At 58.5% G+C, this 21,237-nt stretch carries 19 protein-coding genes and 1 pseudogene; 11 read left to right on the forward strand and 9 right to left on the reverse strand.

What is annotated here, in order from left to right; genetic code table 11:
• Positions 1-627: 627 nt before the first annotated feature.
• The gene (locus ACOJB8_RS37645) at positions 628-1,428 is read right to left on the reverse strand and encodes a helix-turn-helix transcriptional regulator (RefSeq protein ID WP_475017210.1); all 801 of its coding nucleotides are present in this window, start codon (positions 1,426-1,428) and stop codon (positions 628-630) included.
• Positions 1,429-1,760: 332 nt separating this feature from the next.
• Between ACOJB8_RS37645 and ACOJB8_RS37650 the strand changes: the two genes are divergently transcribed.
• The 4 genes from ACOJB8_RS37650 to ACOJB8_RS37665 all read left to right on the forward strand — a co-directional run bounded on the left by ACOJB8_RS37650 (position 1,761) and on the right by ACOJB8_RS37665 (position 5,738).
• Positions 1,761-2,636 carry a sulfite exporter TauE/SafE family protein gene (locus ACOJB8_RS37650; protein ID WP_475017212.1) on the forward strand — a complete coding sequence of 292 codons (876 nt, stop codon included), beginning with the start codon at positions 1,761-1,763 and terminating at the stop codon, positions 2,634-2,636.
• Positions 2,637-3,104: 468 nt separating this feature from the next.
• A complete protein-coding gene (locus ACOJB8_RS37655; RefSeq protein ID WP_342949458.1) occupies positions 3,105-3,419 on the forward strand; it encodes a hypothetical protein in 315 nt (104 codons plus the stop codon).
• A 10-nt stretch (positions 3,420-3,429) separates the two neighbouring features.
• Complete coding sequence (locus ACOJB8_RS37660) at positions 3,430-4,329, forward strand: papain-like cysteine protease family protein (RefSeq protein ID WP_069266922.1); 900 nt, start codon at positions 3,430-3,432, stop codon at positions 4,327-4,329.
• Positions 4,330-5,390: 1,061 nt separating this feature from the next.
• A complete protein-coding gene (locus ACOJB8_RS37665) occupies positions 5,391-5,738 on the forward strand; it encodes a hypothetical protein (protein ID WP_475017214.1) in 348 nt (115 codons plus the stop codon).
• On the opposite strand, the pseudogene ACOJB8_RS37670 reads toward ACOJB8_RS37665, so the two are convergent.
• A pseudogene (locus tag ACOJB8_RS37670) lies at positions 5,719-6,144 on the reverse strand (4-hydroxylaminobenzoate lyase). The gene ACOJB8_RS37665 and the pseudogene ACOJB8_RS37670 sit on opposite strands and share 20 nt — an antisense overlap.
• Before the next feature lie 45 nt (positions 6,145-6,189).
• Here ACOJB8_RS37670 and ACOJB8_RS37675 point away from each other — a divergent pair.
• The 3 genes from ACOJB8_RS37675 to ACOJB8_RS37685 all read left to right on the forward strand — a co-directional run bounded on the left by ACOJB8_RS37675 (position 6,190) and on the right by ACOJB8_RS37685 (position 9,123).
• The gene (locus tag ACOJB8_RS37675; RefSeq protein WP_069266923.1) at positions 6,190-7,071 is read left to right on the forward strand and encodes an RNA polymerase sigma-70 factor; all 882 of its coding nucleotides are present in this window, start codon (positions 6,190-6,192) and stop codon (positions 7,069-7,071) included.
• Positions 7,072-7,218: 147 nt separating this feature from the next.
• Positions 7,219-8,229, forward strand: coding sequence for a LysR family transcriptional regulator (locus ACOJB8_RS37680; protein ID WP_069266924.1), 1,011 nt, complete (start codon positions 7,219-7,221; stop codon positions 8,227-8,229).
• A gap of 381 nt (positions 8,230-8,610) precedes the next feature.
• Complete coding sequence (locus ACOJB8_RS37685) at positions 8,611-9,123, forward strand: Ohr family peroxiredoxin (RefSeq protein ID WP_069266925.1); 513 nt, start codon at positions 8,611-8,613, stop codon at positions 9,121-9,123.
• A gap of 25 nt (positions 9,124-9,148) precedes the next feature.
• Here the strand turns inward: ACOJB8_RS37685 and ACOJB8_RS37690 are convergent, their stop codons facing one another.
• The gene (locus ACOJB8_RS37690) at positions 9,149-10,147 is read right to left on the reverse strand and encodes a bestrophin family protein (RefSeq protein WP_069266926.1); all 999 of its coding nucleotides are present in this window, start codon (positions 10,145-10,147) and stop codon (positions 9,149-9,151) included.
• 317 nt (positions 10,148-10,464) lie between these two features.
• On the opposite strand from ACOJB8_RS37690, the gene ACOJB8_RS37695 reads away from it, so the two are divergent.
• The 3 genes from ACOJB8_RS37695 (at position 10,465) to ACOJB8_RS37705 (ending at position 13,009) form a co-directional block, all read left to right on the forward strand.
• The gene (locus ACOJB8_RS37695; RefSeq protein ID WP_069266927.1) at positions 10,465-10,944 is read left to right on the forward strand and encodes a carboxymuconolactone decarboxylase family protein; all 480 of its coding nucleotides are present in this window, start codon (positions 10,465-10,467) and stop codon (positions 10,942-10,944) included.
• A 62-nt stretch (positions 10,945-11,006) separates the two neighbouring features.
• Positions 11,007-11,414, forward strand: coding sequence for a cupin domain-containing protein (locus ACOJB8_RS37700; RefSeq protein WP_069266928.1), 408 nt, complete (start codon positions 11,007-11,009; stop codon positions 11,412-11,414).
• A 389-nt stretch (positions 11,415-11,803) separates the two neighbouring features.
• Entirely contained in the window at positions 11,804-13,009 is a 1,206-nt protein-coding gene (locus ACOJB8_RS37705) for an NAD(P)/FAD-dependent oxidoreductase (RefSeq protein WP_368691674.1), read from the forward strand.
• A gap of 308 nt (positions 13,010-13,317) precedes the next feature.
• On the opposite strand, the gene ACOJB8_RS37710 is transcribed toward ACOJB8_RS37705, so the two are convergent.
• Positions 13,318-14,268, reverse strand: a complete 951-nt coding sequence (locus ACOJB8_RS37710; protein WP_475017227.1) for a LysR family transcriptional regulator — start codon at positions 14,266-14,268, stop codon at positions 13,318-13,320.
• A 108-nt stretch (positions 14,269-14,376) separates the two neighbouring features.
• Between ACOJB8_RS37710 and ACOJB8_RS37715 the strand changes: the two genes are divergently transcribed.
• Positions 14,377-15,126, forward strand: coding sequence for an SDR family NAD(P)-dependent oxidoreductase (locus ACOJB8_RS37715; protein ID WP_368691673.1), 750 nt, complete (start codon positions 14,377-14,379; stop codon positions 15,124-15,126).
• 18 nt (positions 15,127-15,144) lie between these two features.
• Here ACOJB8_RS37715 and ACOJB8_RS37720 read toward each other — a convergent pair whose 3' ends face one another.
• From ACOJB8_RS37720 to ACOJB8_RS37740, 5 genes are all read right to left on the reverse strand, one after another.
• Positions 15,145-15,717, reverse strand: a complete 573-nt coding sequence (locus ACOJB8_RS37720) for a YbhB/YbcL family Raf kinase inhibitor-like protein (RefSeq protein ID WP_475017218.1) — start codon at positions 15,715-15,717, stop codon at positions 15,145-15,147.
• A gap of 532 nt (positions 15,718-16,249) precedes the next feature.
• Positions 16,250-17,251 carry a VTT domain-containing protein gene (locus ACOJB8_RS37725; RefSeq protein ID WP_475017220.1) on the reverse strand — a complete coding sequence of 334 codons (1,002 nt, stop codon included), beginning with the start codon at positions 17,249-17,251 and terminating at the stop codon, positions 16,250-16,252.
• Positions 17,252-17,474: 223 nt separating this feature from the next.
• Complete coding sequence (locus ACOJB8_RS37730; RefSeq protein WP_083245453.1) at positions 17,475-17,867, reverse strand: DUF3331 domain-containing protein; 393 nt, start codon at positions 17,865-17,867, stop codon at positions 17,475-17,477.
• A gap of 192 nt (positions 17,868-18,059) precedes the next feature.
• A complete protein-coding gene (locus ACOJB8_RS37735) occupies positions 18,060-18,791 on the reverse strand; it encodes a glutathione peroxidase (RefSeq protein WP_475017223.1) in 732 nt (243 codons plus the stop codon).
• 828 nt (positions 18,792-19,619) lie between these two features.
• Entirely contained in the window at positions 19,620-20,285 is a 666-nt protein-coding gene (locus ACOJB8_RS37740) for a substrate binding domain-containing protein (RefSeq protein WP_256094920.1), read from the reverse strand.
• Positions 20,286-21,237 lie beyond the last annotated feature (952 nt).

Genomic DNA, 21,237 nt, shown 5'->3' on the forward strand with positions numbered 1-21,237 from the left:
CAAAAGGCCAGTTCAAAAAGAGCTCGTAACGGCAGTCTACTTTTCCGGCAAGCGGTTAACCTGGGATACCTGAGCAATGGAGCAAGGAGTGAAGTGCCGGCTGCTATCATCGATCGCCAGCTGTAGTTACTGATCGAACCGCTAGTTCCGCGTCACAAATCGCGACGCAAGCGATACCTTGGGCGTCTGCGGGCCTCGGACTGTGCGGCACTCAATGGCATCCAGCTGTGCTGTCGACAGCGGCACGTTCAAGGCGGGCACGCCGCAATGCAATAGCGGCATGGGTCTAATCGTAGATGATTCGCTGACACCGGAACATAACCTGAATAGGTGATCGCGTGACTCTCTCTCAGCCCGTGCCGGTGCGACCTGTCCAGTCCACTTCGGACAGCCAGCCTGACGACTCGATGTTCGCACTCCGGGATGAGCCCTCTGGCCGACCTGGCCGTCGGCCACACAGACAGCATGTCAATGCGTTGCGACCTCAACGAGGATGTCCGCGTGCACATCTTTATCTTGCGCAGCGCGGAGGCTCCGCGATTTGCATCCACGGACAAGAAGCCTTTCGGCCTCGCCTTGCGCGGGTGCCTCGCCATCGTCGCCTGCAACGCCAGCGCCTGCAGTTCGCTATCTCAGCTTGCCGAGCCACAGCGCGGTGAGCGTTGAGCGATTCCGGACGTTGAATTTGGCGTAGATCGCCTTGATATGGACATGCGTCGTGTTCGGACTTTGGTCGAGCTTCTGCGCGATCTGCTTTTCCGTGAGTCCGTCGAGCAGCCACAGCAGCACCCTTCGCTCGGCCGTCGTCAGGGGAGCGTCGGCGATGAGCAGGCCGTGGCTGAGCAGTTGCTGCCGGTTGAACCATCTCAGCCCATGCATCACGAAACCCAGACGCTCGAGATCCGGCGCAGAGAATCGGGGTGCCCGCACATCGCGAAACACGAAGAGATGAATCCGCACATCGTCATTGAGCGAGCAACGCACCTGGATGCTGTCGCCGTGGCCGACTTCGAGGTAGTGGCGCCGATAGTGCTCACCTTCAAACCATTCGGCGGGCATCGCCTCGAAGAGCAGGTTGGCGCAGAACGGCTCGTTCCCTGAGGCGGCCACGACATGTGACGAGTCGACGTGGCCGGACCAGAGCGTGTCGTACTGCTCCTGCACCGAAGCGACCATCGCCGGTACCGGATGCAGAAGCCGAACCAGTCGTGGACGCCAGCCGAACAAAGGATCCTTTGGCGCGAGCGAAGGCAATCGCACGACAACGGCCCAAAGCGCATTCTGTGCGTTGACCATGGCACTGAGCTTGGTTAGCAGATGGGACAGCGCGACATCGCCATCACCTGCTGAGAACTCGGCCAGCCGATCCCAGAGTGCATAGACGTCATCGTGCACCGGTGGATTGGTGGAATCCGCGAATGGAAGCATGTCGTCCTCAAGAAGAATGTGCGGATCACCGATCTTCGGTGAGCATGAGGGTATCACCTTTTCAGGTAGTACCGACGCGTATCACGGTGCTCGATACTGATGTGCCGCTCACAGCCGCGACCGTCATCAACTGGAACTAAACAGCACTGGGCACTCGATGTTTCATGGTGCGACGACACCCAGCGGACGCGGGACAAGGCCACTGCGCGCGACGTGGCGAGCCTGCGCACCCGCCGCACCGATGTAATCAATCCTTGAACGCGCGCTTCCCGCCACAACGGGCGGGAAACACTGGCCTTTCCTGTAATGTCCAACACGGAGAGACACGGCAAATGGATAGCGAACCTCAGCCCGCGCCCGAGAGCGCCGCGGGACCAGCCCGGTCATTGACCCCGGCAACGGGATGGTACCCCTGGCAGGTCAAACTTCAGTGGGCGGTGCTCGTGCTCGCCACGGCACTTTGCCTGGCCTTGTCCGTGCACGAAGGCGTCGAAGTCTTTGTCATCGGTGCCGTTTTTCTGGCGTCTGGCATATCCAGCATCGCGGGCTTCGCCTTCTCCGCAGTCTGCGGCGCAATGCTGTTCCATCTCTCCGCCGACCCGGTGCAGGTCGTCCAGATCATGATTGTCTGCAGTATCGCGAACCAGACAGCAATGGTCTGGTCACTCAAACGGGATATCCAGTGGCGGCCGCTGGCTGTTTTCCTGGTCGGCGGCGGGGTCGGACTGCCCCTGGGCATCGCCGTACTGCTCACGCTGGATCGTCACGTCTACACCCACGTGCTTGGTGTGTTTCTGGTTCTCTACGGGTGCTACATGCTCGCCCGGCGGCCGCTCGTCATCCGGCGCCAGGAGAAGGCACTCGATGTCTTGGCGGGATTTCTCGGCGGCGTCACGGGTGGCGCGGCCGGCTTTCCCGGAGCATTCGTGACCATCTGGTGCGGGTTCAAGGGGTGGAACAAGGACCGCCAGCGTGCCATGTATCAGCCGTTTATCCTGATCACGCAGGTCGCTGCGCTCGCTGCAATTAGTCTCTTGCGACACTCCGCCGGCAAAACCGGTTTCACCCCAGCCATTCTGCTCTGCATACCCGGGTCGCTGCTCGGAACCGCGATCGGCATGACGCTCTATAAACGGCTGTCCGACAATCATTTCGTACGGCTTGTGAATCTGCTGTTGATTGTCTCGGGGATCAGCTATTTTGGATAACTAGAGAATCCGCCGCAGAACGTGCGCCCCGTCGAATCTGGCTGTCCGCTCAAATGACCTCTGAACCGCAGCGGAGAGTGATGTCCAACAGCGCTGTGGTCCGCTATCGGGTCGCCTGCGGGCATCCGCGTCGGGCCGCAGGCAGCCATGAAGGGCCACTCGCTCTCGGGCCGCCGCCGATGTTCGGATGACTCACACACCCCTTACAGCGGCCGTTCACATGCGCGAGCCTTTATCGCTTGCCCTGAGACGGGGTTTATGTGTCCGCCTGCCGCTTATCTTATGTGCGTTGCCCTACATATACGCTTCGTCGCCCCTGGTCATCTACGTCAAATCATCTAGCCTTTTTCTGTCCGAAACGAGGATTGCGCGACGTCACGGTTGCCATATCCAGGCACCTCCGACCATCACCGGTCGACCCAGAGGGCGCTTGAGGTTACTACTCTCCAACGCGACAGGGGTGCCGACATGCCGCAAACCGTCCGAAAGTATTGGGGCCCCTTCCAGGGGCGCACGACGCTCAATTTCAACTGGGACGCCATCAACCACGACTCAACGGTCATCGTCACCGCCGCCGAGTACAAGGTGACTACGCCCGCCGACAGCGAGCACCGTTTCATCGGCGCGGCCACCATCACCGTCGACAACGTCTGCCCCCACGGGCCGCCATTCGACTCCAACCACGGCGTCACCTTCGTCGTCAACGTCAATTGGGGGGCGCCGCTGAACATCGTCACGGACGTCACCGTTCTCGACGATGCGCCGATCGAGATCCAGTACTGAGGCTGGGATCATGCCGCTGACCATCCGCAAGTACTGGGGGAAGTTCCTCGGCCGCACGACCCTCAACTTCAACTGGGACGCCATCGACCACGACTCGACGGTCATCGTCACGGCGTCGGAGTACGCCGACAACAAGGTCCGGTTCATCGGTGCGGCGACGATCTCCGCCGACAACGTCTGCCCCCACGGACCACCCTACGACCCCAACCACGGCGTCACCTTCGTCGTCAATGTGGACTGGAACTCGCCGCTGAACGTCGTCACCGACATCACCGTCCTCGACGCCAAGCCGATCGAGGTGCAGACGTACGTACCGGACGTGACCAACCGCCTCGCGGTGCGGTTGCAGTACCAGCAGAGTGACCAGTGGTGCTGGATCGCCTGCGGCGCCACCGTCGATCACTTCTACGACCCGGCAAGCACCTGGAAGCAATGCGAGGTGATGACGCAGATAGGACAGGAGATCAACGGGTTCCCGACGAACACCACTGCCTGCCCGTCGGCGCAGGCACTGATCCAGAACCCCGACCTGGCCGCTCGCTACGCCAACCCCTACGCCATCGGCGCCCGCTACGTGCTCGACGACGCCCGCCTGGGGATCGACACCCGCTATCTGAAATCCGGCGGGGTGACCGACGCGTTGAAGACGGTCGGCAACTACGCCAGCTATCACGGACCGGATCTGACTCTCGCCGACCTCAGAGCCGAGATCGACGCCGGGCGACCTGTTGTCGCCTCGATCACCTGGCTCAGCGGCGGGACCCACTTCGTCGTGATTGCCGGCATCCAGGGCGAGGGGCTGCTGATCCTCGATCCGGTCAACGGCGAGTGCTTCACGGAGTTCGGCGCGTTCCCCGGCACCTACTTCGGCGGAGCGACCCTGGACGGCTACGCCTTCACCAAACCCTGAGCCACCTCGAAGAGCACCGGCACTCCGATACGGTCGCCGGAATGCCGCGCAGATGCGCGACACAGGGGTGGCGACCTCAGCGGACGACTGGTGAGGCGGCGATGGTGTCGAGCAGGGTCGCCAGACGGATCGACTGCCCCGCCGTCCACGGGCTGGGACCGCCTCTTGCGATGCGGCGACGGACACATAGTCGTCAGTGGGGGAGGTTTTCGGTAGTGACCGCGCTGCGGCGCCGGCGGGTTGTTTGAGGCTGTATTGTTCGGTCTTCACGTCGCCCCTTCAAGGTGGCTCGTTGACCTGGGGCTGCAGGCCAGTGGCGTGCACGATGTGCTCCCGAAGGGGTGAGACCGCACGGTCTCACGCCGTGCTCGTCGTCTCAATCGCTCTGAGGGCTGCCCGCCGATGTGCGCCCTCGGATGCGGGGTCTCCTTCAGGTGGCTGTGTTCGCGCTCGAACGGCAACTTTGCGGCGACGGGATCCAGCTGACGCATGTCTCTTCATGGCCCGGAGCACTCGGTCGCCACGTCACCCCGATCGACTGCTCCCAATCAGAAAACCGCCATTGGGCCGCCAGAGTAGCGAAGGTCCGGATTGGGTGACTACGGAAGTTCGGAGCGGCGGTCGGGCGACGAACTTCCGAGTGCGGCCATGAAGCGACGCTCGCCCGACAGTGACAGGTGGCAGAAACTCGCCGCGTTTCGGCCATTTGCCCCTTTCGACGACGGTCCGCAAATTGAGTGCATGTGCGGCGGCCATTATCGACCGTCGCGACCTCGCTACGCCGGCTTGCCGTGACCCTGGAAAAAACCACGTCGACGTTTCATAACGCTCGAGTCTCGTCATTTTCGGCGTCCTTCGCTCAACCTGCGGCTCCAACGCAAAAATAGGCGCGATGAACTAAAACGTAGACGTGGTTGCTCAGGCGGCGTTGTTGCTATTGGTAAAGCGACCGGGACTTTCTGCTGCGACGTTGAGAGCGCAGATCGCCGACGCGGCGAGAGGAAAGCTGACGGCCCGCCACGCGAGACGACAGGGACAACAGGCTGCCAGGTAGCAGGTTCATGGCTGACACCAACCAACACGATTGGCAGCAGCAGAAGACTGATTGCTACCGCCCCGAACAGGCAGCCGGCAATCGGATGCTCAAACTCTGTCTTCACCGCCTGCCAGGCAGTCAGGCATTTCCAACCATGGTGCGATTGCTGCATTCGACCATGTTGCATTTGCGGCGCCGCACACAACTGTTGCGGCTCTGTCGTGCGGTCCGCAGAGGCTGGAATTCCTCACGCAACTTCGCGAGCTTTGTGTCAATTGCGCGAGGATCGCTGCCGGCTGATTCGGAAGGCGAGTTGGATCGGCGAGGCCTTCACACGCGCCCGTCTGAGCGCTTCAATGCGGCGGCGGTTTAACGTCGAACGCAATCCGCCCCGCCGGCAAAAAAGTGAGCGAGATGACGGCCTCCCAGGCTCGGGTGCCGTCCAGCCGCCATAACACCTGCCGTTCCAACCTGCGAGCGCCGCGCCTTCGTTGAGCGGGACCACCAGGTTGATCTCGCCGTATGGGTGCAAGTGATAGTCGGCGCGCAAGCTGCCCTCGGGGTTGTTCTGGACGCTATCTGTGCTGTCCAGCAGTACCGCTGTGGCGCTAAAGAAGAACCAGTCGCGCCAGGTCTTTGTACAACTCGCTCTCAACGCCATATTTCGCGTTCAGCCATTGCTCGCCCCCAATGCCGGTGGTCATGTCCTTGACCTCTTGCAGCAGGGGGATGAGACGGGCCACAAGTTCGTCTTTACTATGGCAATATGCACCTTTCAGTAACCTTCTCGCCCCCCGAGAAATCCCCTTCAAGGAAGCGTTTTCATGGACCAGAAAGCATGTGTCTTCAGCGAGCTGCGCCCACGATTGCAGAAAATCGCGTATCGAATGCTCGGCTCGGTAGCCGAGGCGGAAGACATTGTGCAAGACCTATGGCTGCGCTGGCAGTCGGCCGACCGCGAGAGCATCGACAACGCGGAAGCTTGGCTAGTCGCGGTCACGACACGCATGTCCATCGACCACCTGCGCGCCGCGAAAATCCGACGCGAACACTACACGGGCATCTGGCTACCGGAACCGGAATTGACAGATTCCCCGACCACGCCAGAACAGGCCAAAGAACGCGCCGATGACGTATCAGTTGCTTTCCTACTGTTGCTCGAGCGCCTCACGCCCGAGGCACGCGCAGCGTTCCTGCTGCGCGAGGTCTTCGACGCGGACTACGCGGAGGTGGCACTGGCCATCGGCAAGAGCGAAGCGGCGTGCCGTCAGCTCGTGAGTCGTGCGAAGGTCCAACTGCGCGATGAGCGTCCACGTTATACAGTCTCGCGCGAAACGCATCGGCGCCTGCTGGAGGGGCTCGCGCAGGCGATCGAGCGCGGTGACTTCCACGCAATCAACGCGTTGCTCTCCGAGGACGCCATCCTGATTGGCGATGGCGGCGGCAAGGTGCAGAGCTTCCCGAAGCCGATGGTGGGCGGCAGGCGCATCGCGCAGCTCTTCTATGCGTCTCATTTACGATTTGGCAGCGAAATGCGACTCAAGCTGGTGCAACTCAACGGCCAATGGGCGCTGCTACGCTATTTCGAAGACCAGCTCGAATCCGCACAGTCGTTCGAAATCAACGGCAATCGCATCGTTTGCATTCATGTGCAGCGCAACCCCGACAAGCTGGCACGTATCGCAGCTGTGCACGGCAACGGCTGATACCATGCGCTGCGCACGCGCACTTGAGAGGCAGTAAGTACCCCGGCCCCCCTATCGCGCCGCTCGTCGATAAATAAATCTGGATTTGCGTCACAAACGAACGCACCCACCCGTCTAGTTGTCAGGAACATTACGACTCTTGCTTCCATGACAGACCATCTTTCGTGCCGCTCGAACGGCGCCGACGATCCGTTGGCCAGCAGTTTCGCGACCAGCTATGCTGGCGTGGTGTCGTTTATCGCAGTCGCGAATGAGGGCAGTTTTGCGCGAGCGGGCGACCGCTTGGGCATTGGGCGCTCATCTGTGAGCCGCAACGTTCAGAAACTTGAGGCTCAACTCGACGCGCGGCTCTTCCTGCGCACGACGCGCAGCACCTCGTTGACGCGCGAAGGCGAGCTCTTCTACGAGAACTGCCAGGCTGGTCTCGCGCGCATCGCTCAGGCACTCGAAGACATGCGGGAGCTGCGCAACGGACCGCCTCGCGGCCATTTGAGCATCGCCTCGACGGCGGCCTTCGGGCGCAGGGTCGTCGCGCCGCTATTGCGGGGCTTTCACGCGCGCTATCCGGATATTTCCCTGGAACTGCTGCTGAACGAACGGCCCGCCGATTTCACTTCGGATCGCGTCGACGTGTCGTTTCGCGATGGACGCATGGAAGACAGCGGCATCGTCGCGCGCCGCTTGATCCCCATGCAAATGATCGTTTGTGCATCGCCCGCGTACGCCCGAATTCACGGCTTGCCTAGCCACGTCGATGAACTGCTCGAGCATCGCCACATCAACCTGCGGACGGCATCGGGGCGCCTCAAGGAGTGGGAATTCAAGGTGGACGGTCTTACGCAGCGGTACCAGCCGACCGCGCGCCATACGTTCAACGACCCGGATCTGGCCTTGCAGGCCGTACTCGACGGACTAGGCCTGGCGCAGTTGCCTGCCTACCAGGTGTGTGAACTACTTCGTGACAGGCGGCTCGTCAGCTGCCTCGCCCAACACGCGCCAGACGACGGTGGCCACTACCTCTGCTTTCTCAGCCGAAAGCAGCTTCCGGCCCGCATTCGGGTGTTCGTTGACTACATGACTGAGCAAACGAGAGCGCTCGATCTCCAGTGTTCGACGCCGCTCACTATTGCGCAGGCAGCCGACCAGCAGCCCGCATGACGACTCCAATGATGTTTTGCAGGAAACACGGTGATTCCTCGCAAAGGCCTACCGGACAACACCGAGCATATGTATGATCGTTCGCGACCAGGCCGTCACCACCTCCCACAGCAGAGAGGCGTCTGCAAACCGATGCATCACGATGCGAATCCGCGCAGTGGGCGCGGAGGCGACCTGTCGAACCACAATCTCACGGAGAATCGTCAGACGATCGTCGGCATTGCGGTACAGAACTTACCGAGGTCAAGACAGTAGTATATAAATTGCGCGAGCGCGATTATTTGGCAATTGCCGCTCGGCCGGCAACGGACGTACCGTGGACGATCATGCGGTTCCAGCAGCGCCCGACCAAGAAACTACCGTGATCGAATTTGGGACCCCATGAGCAATCCTTTGCATCCCCCACCTCTGACCCTGCTCGAGAAGTATCGCGGCAAAGAAGGGCAAACGCTGTATTCAACGACAGTCACCGTTACCGGTGGCACAGCGGGACACGGCCGTGCCTCAGGCATCGCGAGTTCCGACGACGGCCAGTTGGCCGTCGAGCTCCGCCTACCCGAGGAACTGGGCGGACCCGGTGGCGGCACCAACCCGGAGCAGCTTTTCGCCGCGGGCTATGCGGCCTGCTTTCATGGTGCGCTGAGTCTGCTTGCCGCGCGCGCCGGCATTGCGCTCGCCAACACCTCCGTCGACGTCACGGTGCGATTCGGCCGCGATCCCGTTGATGGCTTGTTCGTCCTAACTGCGTACACACGTGTCCGCTTGCCGGGTCTAGAGCGTGAGCTCGCCGAACAGCTCGTTCGCGAAACTGAGCGTTTTACGCCTTACACTAAGATGGCGCGGCAGGGAATCGAAAACGTCGTCGCGCTCGCTGCTCCGGACGACACGGACTGAGACTGCGCGCCGCACATTCCCGGCACTACATCGCGATCGACTCCGCTGCGATATCTTCCGTGTGTTCGCCGAGCAGCGATCGCAGTTCGCGCTCGATCTGCACACATAACGTCGAAATCGGTACGTCGTTCGCGCTTCCTTCAAACGGATTTTCTGTACTCTCGCCGACCTGTTCTAGCGAGGTGTACATCCACGATACTGCGACGCTGCACGGCACGACGAGCCATATCATGTTTCCGTGCATGAAGCCACTCACGCTATCGTTGAGCTTGTCGAATTCGTGCAGCAAGCCAAAAGGAAAGAGCAGGCAAAAGAAGCGGACGAATAACGTGCTCACGGTCGCGTATTGACGCGGATATGGAAAATCCTTCAACCGTTCTGCCTTTGCCTGCAACGCAACGAAATCGCCCAAGGCGCGTTGAAGTTCCAGATAGAACGACAAATTCAGCTTTCCCGCGGTATGAAGCTTCTGCAGGCATGCGCCCTGGGTGTTCAGCAAGGCTGTCGCGGCGTTTGGGGCGTTTAGCGCGAGCGCGGTATCCGACGCTGGTAAATATCTATGCAGCGTCTCCTTGAGGCTCAATTCCCATTCCGGCACCCTGTAGTGACGACGGTATTCGGCATTAAATCCCTTGTTCATGCTCTCCCACACTCGCGGGCTGCGCAACGAATAACGCAACGTAGTGAGCCAGGCTAAATGACGCTCGATCAGCCTGCGGCTGACGATTTCGTCGTCTGGAAAATCGCGGGCGAGCTGCCCCCAGCGCCGGCTCGCGCTCACAATGCCGGTCCAGATGTCCTGCGCGTCCATTGCCCTATTGTAGGTTTGAACGTTCTTGAAGCCGACGATGAACGACGTCGCGGTGCCAAGCAGCACGACGATGGTAAGCGGCACCGATAGCCACTCTATGTTGCAAAACCTGAACAGAATGACAGGCAACGTGCCCCAGATCGCGAGCGCGTAGATTTGTCTCCGGGTCCAGTAAAGAAATTCGGATAACTTATAAGACTTGCCGAGGTGCATATCGTGATCGCCTCGTTACACGGTGAATGAGTGGGCGCATGGATGGTCCGCTCGACGGATGCGCGATGCGTGTGCTTCCCGCACTCTCAAGACGTTCGACACACTCATTTTGTGACATCGAACACGAAATTGCCGTTGGTGTGCAGAGTATGTGGCTGGATGCGTAACCCAATTGGTGTAAGAAAGACAACACTATGGATCCTTACATGCGGCTAGCGCGAGACAGCACACCGACCTACGATTTACTTACGCGCTGATCCTCGGTTGAGGCATCAACCAGTCGCGGAGTCGAAAGTCACCTACTCAAGGGGAAACGCATGACGCAGCGTATCAACTACATCCAGCAGTCACCGGAACTATTCAAGAAGTACATGGAATTCAGCAATCAGTTGAAGGAGAGCGCGATCGAAGAGTCGATTCGCGACCTCATCTCGATACGCGCTTCCCAGATCAACGGTTGTGGCTTCTGCGTCGACATGCACGTAAAGGAAGCTCGCATGCACGGTGAGCGCGAGCTGCGTATCCATCATCTGGCGATCTGGCGTGAATCCACGCTATTCGCACCACGCGAGCGCGCCGCCCTCGCATGGACCGAAGCACTGACACAGCTAGGCGCGCACGGCCTTGCAGACGATATTTACGAGCGCGTGCGTACGCAATTCTCGGAGAAGGAACTCTCGGATCTGACCTTCGATGTGATGGCCATCAACGGCTGGAATCGTGCGAATCTCGCTTTCAGGACCGTGCCGGGATCGGCCGACAAGGCCTTCGGCCTCGACAAGGCCAACCTGGCCTGACTGCTCATACTTTGCTCTCGTCGCGAGCCCGCGTATGCGGGCTGCTCTACTGGAAGCCAATCATGGCTGGTTTCAAACATACCGCAGTCACGGCGCTCATCACTGCACAGGCGTTGATGTGCAGCGTTCAGGCCGCGCCGCCAGAAGCTCGCGTCACGCCTCTCATGACGGTCCCGCTTGAGCACTATCCGGGCAAGGAAGCGTTGATGATCAGCGTCGAATATCCGCCGGGCGCCGCGGATCCGGTGCATCGGCACAATGCATACGGCTTCATCTACGTGCTGGAAGGCACGATCATCATGCAGGTAAGGGGCAAAAAGCAGGTCACACTTTCGCCAGGGCAAACGTTCTATGAAGGCCTGAACGATGTCCATACGATCGGGCGCAACGCGAGCCAAACGGAGCCCGCAAAATTCCTCGTGATGCTGCTGAAAGATAAAGGCGCGCCGGTTCTTGTACCGGCGAAATAAACCAGACGCCTACGTTGCCCCAGGTCGAACGTTCCCGACCCTAGGAAAACATGGCATTCCATCCGGAAAGTTGTGCCTGGCGAAATCGAGGGAGTTGCCTCTACCGAGCGCCTCGCCGCCGCGCCAATGCGACAGCCACCGGTTAAGTGGTGGCAACGCTCGGTTAGCAGCATTCGCTCCTGCGATTGCGTCAAGCGCTCGGGAGAACCGCGAATGCGGTTGGCGAGACTATAGCTGTGGCAGACAAGAACTGACTGAGACAAAAAGATCGGCTGGCAAATCTTTAGTAGCAAGTGCATGACCGCATCAGGCCAGAAAATACTCGCTTTCGTAATCACGCAATAATCTTCTGCATTCCTATATTTATCCACTCAAGGGAGTAAGCATTCATGCGACTCGTCATTATAGGTGCCGGCTTCGCCGGCATGTACGCTGCGCTTTCCGCAGCTCGTCTGCGCGACATCCAGGGAGTGACTCCCGAAGAACTCGAAATCGCGCTGGTAGCTCCGGAGCCGAAGCTGGTGGTTCGCCCGCGGCTCTACGAACGGAATCCTGAAACCCTCACGGCACCACTGCTGAATGTGCTCAACGCCATCGACGTGGTGTATGTGCAAGGTAGCGTCGAGACGGTTGACACCCAATCCCGCATGGTGCAGATCGCATACGGAAAAGACCTGAGCAAGTCGCTCTCTTACGACCGCCTGGTGGTGGCCACCGGCAGTCGACTATTCCGTCCCAACATTCCCGGACTCGCCGAGCACGGCTTCAGCGTCGACTCGCTCGACGATGCGGTTGCCCTCGACAAGCACCTGCACAGCCTCGCCAACCGCCCGCGGTTGAACGGGCGCGACACGGTCGTCGTGGCTGGCGGCGGATTCACTGGCATCGAGGCGGCAACTGAAATGGCGGGCCGTCTGCCCGAGATTCTCGGTAAAGATACCAAGACCCGTGTCATCATCATCGACCGCAACAGTGTGATCGCACCCGACATGGGCGAAGGTCCCCGCCCCCTCATTGACGACGCGCTGCGCAAGCTCGGTGTGGAAACCCGCCTCGACGCCGGCGTCGCCTCTCTCGACGAATCGGGCGTGACATTATCCACCGGCGAACACATCGAGACGGAGACCGTGATCTGGGCAGCAGGCATGCGTGCCGCCCCGCTGACCGCGCAGATTCCGGCCGAACGCGATAATTCTGGCCGACTTCTGGTCGATCGCGATCTGCGCGTACCGGGCGTTCAGGGTGTCTTCGCCACCGGCGATGCCGCCCGTGCCGCCTGCGATGACGACGGCAACTATGCACTGATGTCATGCCAGCACGCGACGCGTATGGGCGCATTTGCCGGCAACAACGCCGCAGCGGAATTGCTTGGCGTTCCGACCAAGCCCTACCAGCAGAAGGCTTACGTCACTTGCCTCGACCTCGGCGAAGCCGGCGCACTGTTCACGCGCGGTTGGGAGCGCAAGGTAGAGATGGTCGGCGATGTCGCAAAAAAGACGAAGCAGGAGATCAACACCGTCTGGATATATCCACCGAAGGCCGAGCGCGCCGCCGCACTCGCGTCGGCCGATCCAGAGCGTGTGACCGATCTCTGAACACCTCGCGAGGATCGAACGCGTTTTCCACGCTGAAAGCGCGATCTGCCAAACATCGCGCTTAGGAGCCTCCAGAGATGAACCAGATGACTTGCAACTCCCAAGAGGAGGCAAACATGAAACTGGATAACACCCGCACCTCGGCAGTCCGCGCCAGACGAGTTGGCGCTATCCAGTTACCAAGTCGAAACATTTAAAACTCGAGCGATGTGGGGTGGACGCCGTTTTCGGCGTCCGCTATAAGTCGAAATGAAAAGGACACGGCTTCCAGCGGAAGGTGAACGCTGGGCTGACAGCGTCGAGCAATATCAGGTCGTCCCCTCGCACTCCTCTTCCAACCCAGCGCCCGCTCGTAGCGGTTCAAACGAGGATACGACGTTCCACGCGGCCAGTTGCGCAGCGACGAAGTCGATAAATACCCGCACACGCATTGGCATATTTCTTCCGAACGCGTGAACTGCGTGAACGGGCACCGATGCTAACGCGCTATCGGGCAGAACCACATGCAACCGCCCCGCTGCAATGTCTTCTCCCACGGCGATCTCCAGAATCTGCGCGATACCTAGTCCATTCAACGCTGCAACCCGCATTGCATCGCCGTTGTCCGCGTCAAACCTCCCTTCGATCGCCATCGACATCCCGTCTCCGAAGACTAGGGGGTACGCACGTCCGTTGAGCCGGTAACGCACATGCTGATGCTCGGCAAGATCCGCGACCACACGCGGCGTACCTCGCTCGCGCAGGTAAGCGGGCGCGGCCACCAGAGCCAGTTGAAGACTGGCGACCCGCAGCGCATGCAAGCTGCTGTCTTCTAGCCAGCCCACTCTTATGACGATGTCGAAGCGATCGCGTATCAGGTCCGCATGGCGATCGCTAACGCTCACGTCTAGCGCGAGTTCCGGGTGACTCGCCATGAGTTTCCGCGTGACGGGGTCGAGCAAAAGGCAGCTCAGCTCCGCAGGCAAGCTCACACGTAGTCGTCCAGTAGCGGCCGCAGGCGAGCGCAGCACTTCGTCCGCACCTTCCAGTCCGCGCATCAGTGGTGCTACGCGCTCATAGTACGCCTGACCCTCCATGGTCAGGACAAAAGCGCGCGTCGAGCGTTGAAACAACCGAACACCCAGTCGCTTTTCGAGCCTCGCGACGCTCTTTGACACGGCTGACGGTGTGGTGCATAACGATTGGGCTGCCATCGTAAACGACCCCGTTTCGACGGAACGAACAAAAGCCGGAAGGCCATTAAATTTTTCGGCAGACATGATGACAAAGCGGAACAAGTGAAATAGCCGATGTGTGACTACATCAGCGTGGCGGCCGTTGCTAAATTTCAGCGCTACGCCAGATCGGCGGAACATCGTGGAGAAAACATGAATCGGCTCGCAAATAAAGTTGCTGTCATCACCGGCGGAAATAGTGGAATCGGACTGGCCACTGCCAAACTACTAGTCGCCGCAGGTGCGAACGTCATCGTTGTGGGGCGCCGAGCAGATGCCGTCCATGCGGCTGTGTCCGAGCTTGGCGACAAAGCACTGGGAGTGACGGGAAATCTCGCAGATCCGAAAACGCATGACGATGTAGCATCACTCGTGTCTCATCGTTTCGGTGGGCTCGACTTTTACTTCGCAAATGCGGGAATCAACACACTCGAGTCGTCGAGCGAAGTTAGCGCTGATTCCTACGACCTGCACTTTGCGACCAACACAAAGGCAATCTTCTTCGGCGTACAAAAAATTGCGCCGTTGATGCGCGATCGCGGTGCCGTCTTGCTGACCAGTTCGATTGCAAGTTACAAAGTGTTTGATGGGCACGCCGTCTACGCAGGCACAAAGGCCGCAATCGAGGCGTTTGCGCGGAGCTGGGCGCTCGAGTTCAAGGCGCGCGGCATTCGAGTGAATGTCATGAGTCCGGGACCAGTCGACACGCCAATACTTTCGAAGCTTGGCGTGGCGGATGCCGAGCGGCCAGCGTTCGAGGCCGCCGTAGCGGGCCGCATTCCGCTCGGGCGCCTCGGACGTCCGGGAGAGCTCGCGCGCGCGGCGCTCTTTCTCATGAGTGACGAGAGCAGCTTCATCAACGGCGTCAATCTGAGAGTCGATGGCGGCATGTCGCTCACGTGATCTCATGAGCAAGACTGCTCAGTTTGCCGGGCTCTGGTACGTTGCGACATAGCGCGCTTTCGCGATGACCTTCCCATGCATCTGAAACGCAACGAGCGCCGGACTCGACTTCGGATCCGCATCGATATGGGGCACATCGAGTGCGTAGACAGTAATCACGTAGCGATGCGGCTTGCCTTGCGGCGGACACGGTCCGCCGTACTTCGACTCTCCGAAGTCGGTCAACGTTTCGACGGCGCCAGCCGGCAATAGTTGAGTGTTGCCGGAGGCACCTTTCTCCAGAGAGGCTTGCGATGGGGGTATGTTAGCAACGGCCCAGTGGGTCCAGCCGAGGCCGCCGGTTGGCGCGTCGGGGTCATACATCATCACAGCGAGGCTGCGGGCTCCGGGCGGTATGTGCTTCCATGAAATCCGCGGCGATACGTTTTCGCCGCGGCAGCCGAAACCGCTGTACACCTGCTCTTTTGTGAAGCGGCCCTGATCCAGATCGCTGACTTTCACAGCAAGTGTTTCGGCGAGCGCGATCGCGGGCAGTGTTGCGAGCAGTGTAAAAACACAGACCGCTTTTTGTGTTATGAGAAGAAATCGCATAGCAAACTCCTGTGGATTGGTGAAAGGTCCGACGACACTTCTATCGCACGGTAACGCCAGCGAGAACTACTCGGAAGTGGGATCCACGAAACCACTTTGTTGCTTGGCGCGCAACAAGCGCACCACAATTGCTGGGGGCCACAACTATGTTGGCCGACCGGCCAACATAGTTGTCGCTGACCGGCCGTGCTGCTTGATGCTCTCTAAATCGCTGTGCTAACAATCGCACGTTTGGTCCTTAATGGTCCAAGTTGACGAGAACATCGAGGTCATTCCTTTTCAAAGACGAGCGTGAAATCGCTGTTATGCAAAATGATCACGAGCACTTCCAAGGTTTTACCGGGTCGTGCAGACGTAGCACCTAACATTGACGGTGGAGATTGCTGAAGCCGGGCAGCCTCTCAGCCGCAAGCCGTAGGGGATTCAGCCCCCGATAGCCGTCGCTCGAACGTCGGACAAACGAATTCTGGCGGCGAGCGAGTCGGCGGCGGCTGCCTGTCACTTCGCTAGCAAGCGGTTGACGCATGGCACGTTATCCCGCCATACCTCGCGTTTCCGCTGCAATATACGTGCTGTATATCGCTTCTATTGGGTCAACACTAAATCCCGCCGCGCGCCACGCATCGATCCCACCTGTTAGCGGCAACGCAGTCTGGACGCCAGCGCCTCGTAGGCGCTTCGCCATCCATGCCGCTGATACTTCTCCGGGACATGAGCAATAGATCACCATCGTTCGACGAGTGCCAAATTCGTTGACGATCTCATACGCTCTGCGTTCATCGACATAGATTGAGCCAGGAATGACAAAGGGATCGAGGATGCGTCGCTCAGGCGATCTAATGTCGAAGACCACAGGTCGCGGGTCACATGACTGGAGAACATGCAACTCGCCCGCCGTAATCCGAGCAGTTTCAAGAGCTCTTGCGAGCAGTATCCGTCGCAAATAGCGATAAAGAATATAGGACACCAGTCCCACAGCAACCACAACTAACGCCTGCCATCCAAGCTGGGAAAATATCCGAAATATCAAGTCAATTTGTGCAGAAAATAGCGCACCCATAGTCAGCCCAACAAATGCCCAAAGGCAGATCCCGATACAGTCGTAGGATATGAACACACGTAGCCTAACTGCCATAGCGCCACACAACGGCACAGAAACGAGGGACAATCCTGGTAGAAACCGGGCGACGATCATGACACGGACTCCCCAACGCCCGAAGAATCGCTCTGTCTTTCGAACACAGGTCTCGCGGGACATCGACAGCTTACATATTGTTTGAAGTGTGCGCTCACCGTACCGCTTGCCGCCTTGAAACCAGACAAAGTCACCGATCGAACCTCCCACGACAGCTGCTGTCAGCATGATTGAGAAATTCGCCAAAGTCGAAGAAATCGCGTGCGTTGAGATGGCAATGCTCGCACCGATGGTGATTAAAGTCGGGATGGCGGGCAACGGCAAACCAAGTGACGAGCCAAGAACGTTCAAAAAGACTATCAGTGCGCCGTATCGGGAAATTAGTTCATGTGACAACATACTGCGCTCCTTGGATTGCCTACGCACGCACTCTCCTCAGGATGAGTCAAGCCGTTTCTAACTAACGGGCATTGCCCGAGCATCATCCCCTCTACTCAGAGAAGTGTTTCTTAGATAAAAAGCGATATACACAAGATGCCGGCTTAACTCAGTTAATTTAACGACAATGCACAGGCGATCTATTGATGAAAATTACTTGTATCCATCGACCAACGAGACGACCTCAGTTGTCAACGTTTCCGCAAATCATTACTGCCAGTATCATCGCCCTCGCGTTTGCGGGAGTTGGTCGCGAAAATGGCTTAAATACCTCATCACCGCGGCCGATGATTCGTCCGCTAATTGCGCAAACGCCTGCATGACGCGCTACGCCCAGCCGCCATGTTTGATTGCCGAAGCAGCCCAGCGTCGAGTCACTCCAAGCCACCGTTACGGTCGTTGGAGTTGGACGCTCTATCAAACGCACGGACGCGCTCGCCGATGGTCGAGCGCGACCCTTTGAGGTTCGACGATTCACACTGTTTGCTGCGACGCACTCCGGTGTAGTTGGACCGGCATACTCCCTTGCCAACAAGCTGATCGTCCGTAACCAGGGATCGAGTAATAGGGTAGCCATATTAGATCTAGAAAGTCTCTTGTCGAACACGACTCACGAATAGCAGTCGACCTACCTCAACCAGAACGGCGACGAAATGCATGCCACGAGCCTGGCTTTCTTAATGCCTCCGCCAGCACTTCATGGGTGGTATCCCGTCGAGATTGAACGGCTGGAAAAGTTGAATCATGTTGGATTTCGCGGTGTGCTGACTCAGCCCTGCAGATACAGCTTGAGCGCTTCGGATCCGCCAATATGCCGGCCGTTGATGAATACTTGCGGCGCGGTGGTGCTGCCGGATACTGCACCGAGCACTTTCCCACGGATTTTGCGATCGAGCGGTACATCGACGTAGTCCATCTTGCGATCCGACAGCAACTGTTTCGCCTTAGCGCAATAGGGGCAGCCAACCTTCGAAAACACCACAATCTGGTCTGGACGCAGCGCGTTCGGCGCCGCATAGTTGAGCAGTGTGTCGGCATCCGACACCTTGAAAGGGTCACCCGGTTCGTCAAGCTCGATGAACATCTTATCCACTATGCAGTCCCTTACCAGCATCGAATAGCGCCTGCTGCGCTTGCCGAACCCCAGGTCAGTTTTGTCCACAAGCATGCCCATGCCGTCAGTGAACTCGCCATTGCCATCTGGAATCGTCACAATGTTCCCGCATTCCTGGTCCCTAGCCCATTCGTTCATCACGAAGGCGTCATTGACGGACACGCAAAGGACAGCATCCACGCCTGCAGCACGGAACGCGGGAGCCAGCTCATTGAAGCGCGGAAGGTGGGTCGAGGAACACGTAGGGGTGAATGCGCCTGGTAGCGAGAACACAGCAATCGTTTTGGCGTTGAATAGTTCGGCAGTGGTCACGTTCTTCCATACGTCTTCAACACGCATGCGGAACGTCACGTTCGGAATGCGTTGACCTTCACGGGATTGGGGCATGATGGACTCCATAAGTAGTCACGGTCCGGATTTGGCAACGGCGTCGGACAACTGCGTCGAGGTGGGTAGGGGGAGTAACGTCTGCCCTCCCCCGTACATAGATTCTGCCGCTTATGAGACAAATGTGGCAGCTCAGGCTTTCGAATTCAGTCTCTCAAGAAGGCCAACAGATCCCGGTTCAATTGATCCTTGTGGGTTTGCGGGAAAATACCGTATCTGCGCAATTTCCCGTATGGGCGCCATCACTCAGCAACGCGGAAAATAGGTCGAACAACTTCCCAACATGCAGGGAATGCTCGGCGCACGAACGCGTTTCTCCTCTGCAATCCTCTCGCGGAAATACGCGCTCGAACAAATTGTCGATTTCGACAGCAATCTGCGCGACCCGTGACACCTCCCCTTCGCTGCCTCTCCGGAAAATAGAATTCCGCGGGACATTTCGAAGAATCTCAGAGGGATCCTATCTTCGACCAGTGCATTCGTCGAGCCTATGCCTTTCACGCCACCTATGCCTTCTGAACGAGATACCGGAAGAACCTCGTGCCCTCGTCCGAAAAGCGGTGGACCACCGTGGTTCCGATGAGCCCGCTGCCATCAATCATTACAAAGCTTCATGATCGCGCTCCGAGGTTAGATCTGCATCGGGATCCGGTAAGTGAATTGCACTCGACCGAATGGCTGGACTACTCGCAGCGCGCCCACTGCTTCTATTCGCCGACGACCCATGTAGCGCATCGTAGGCTTACGGTTGGCTACGCAATAGACCAGCAGACCGAACCAACGTGTTGTCCAGACCACAACAATCAACCGGAGACCAGCGGGGGAGCACTAAATTGAACTACTCAAGTCGAGTGCTCTAATTCGCACAGTCATGTAGTCGAGGAGAACACTTACGTGGGGCGGCAATTGCTTGCACATCCGATAGCATGCGTAGTGACCTCTGTCGTCCGGTGCGTATTGAGCTAGACACGCAAGGAGACGCCTTTCACGCAGTAGCACACTTGCCTGATAGGCGGGCAACTGAGCAATGCCCTCCCCGTCCAACACCGATTGCAAGACGAGATCCGGGTCATTGAATGTAAGCAAGGCCCTCGGGACCGTCTTTTGGCTCACCCCGCCCGTCTTGAATTCCCACTCGGCAACGCGACCGGATGCCGTTCGGACATTAATGCAGCGATGGCCGCTAAGCTCATCCACAGTGCGTGGCAAGCCGAGCTCGCGAGCGTAGGCAGCCGATGCGCAAACATGTAGCTGCATGGGTATGAGTTGCCTCGCCACAATTCGAGCGTCATCCATTCGATCATCACAAAACGCGATGTCGATTCGATTTGCGGTAAGGTCCGGGGCGATATCTTGGAGCCAAAAGTCGATCGCTATATCTGGATACTTAGCACGGAAACTAGTTAACAGCGGCCCAACAATTCGGCGGCCAAACCCCGTCGTAGAGCAAATTCGCAAACGTCCACAATGCGGATCACGGTGAAGTACACGCATCACTTCATTTTCCTGGGGCAATCCGGTCGATTTCCTGACGGCAGTTCTCTCGTAGATGAGTTCGCCCTCGCGCGCCAATGAAATACTTTGTGTCGACCTCGAAAATAGCCTAGCATTCGGCCGCGCCCCCCGCTCCCGCAATTTTCGACTCGCCGAGGCGGGTCGACTCGAAATCCGTCACTGGCCTTCGAGAACCTACCTTCCTTCACGACGGCAGGGTATTCAATGATGCCAAGATAGCTGCTAGTGAAACTGCAGGCGAGTGAGCCTTGGCCGGCCGCGGCTCGGAGGGACATTTTCCTCTGGACAAGAGAAAGTCCCATAGAGCATGCGCATCGTCGATATGAGCGGTGATTCGCTCCAAATCGACGACGTCCCGTGCGATGCGGCAACAAATCACCAAGGCGAAACCTCACCGAAAGGTCGGAACTACGTGCACCCGACGAATAGGTAACGTAGACGTGCTGTGTGAATGTCATCGTCGTTTCAACGCCAAGATACCGACAGGTAGTTGGAGGGAATCATAGTGTTGTCCTCTCGACAACAGTGCCGTTTGCCATTGTCGATGAATTTTGGTAGCAAGACCCGCATTCGGTAGCCGGTAGAGAACCGGTCGAAACGTACATCAACCCGCCTAATGGCTGGTCCATGACCTATTCTTCTATATCGCCATTTTCCTGCCAGCTAAAGCATAGCTGTGGCATCTAAGTGCGGCAGAGTCAGGATATGCAGCGGTATATAAGACGGTGTGGAGTTCAAGTTTGTGACAGCAAGGTCAGTATTCTTCCTGACCCGCCGTGCGTGGCGGCTCATGTTTTTGATTTGACGAGTACAGTTGTGCCAACCACGCCAAGCGACCTAATTTGGTGTGCCAACGGTAGCGGCTACTGACTAGATGTAGCTAGTGTCGTGAGTTAGAAGTTCGTTGAATCAATTTCCCGGTCTTCCTGGA

Source organism: Paraburkholderia sp. BR10141, assembly GCF_056155635.1.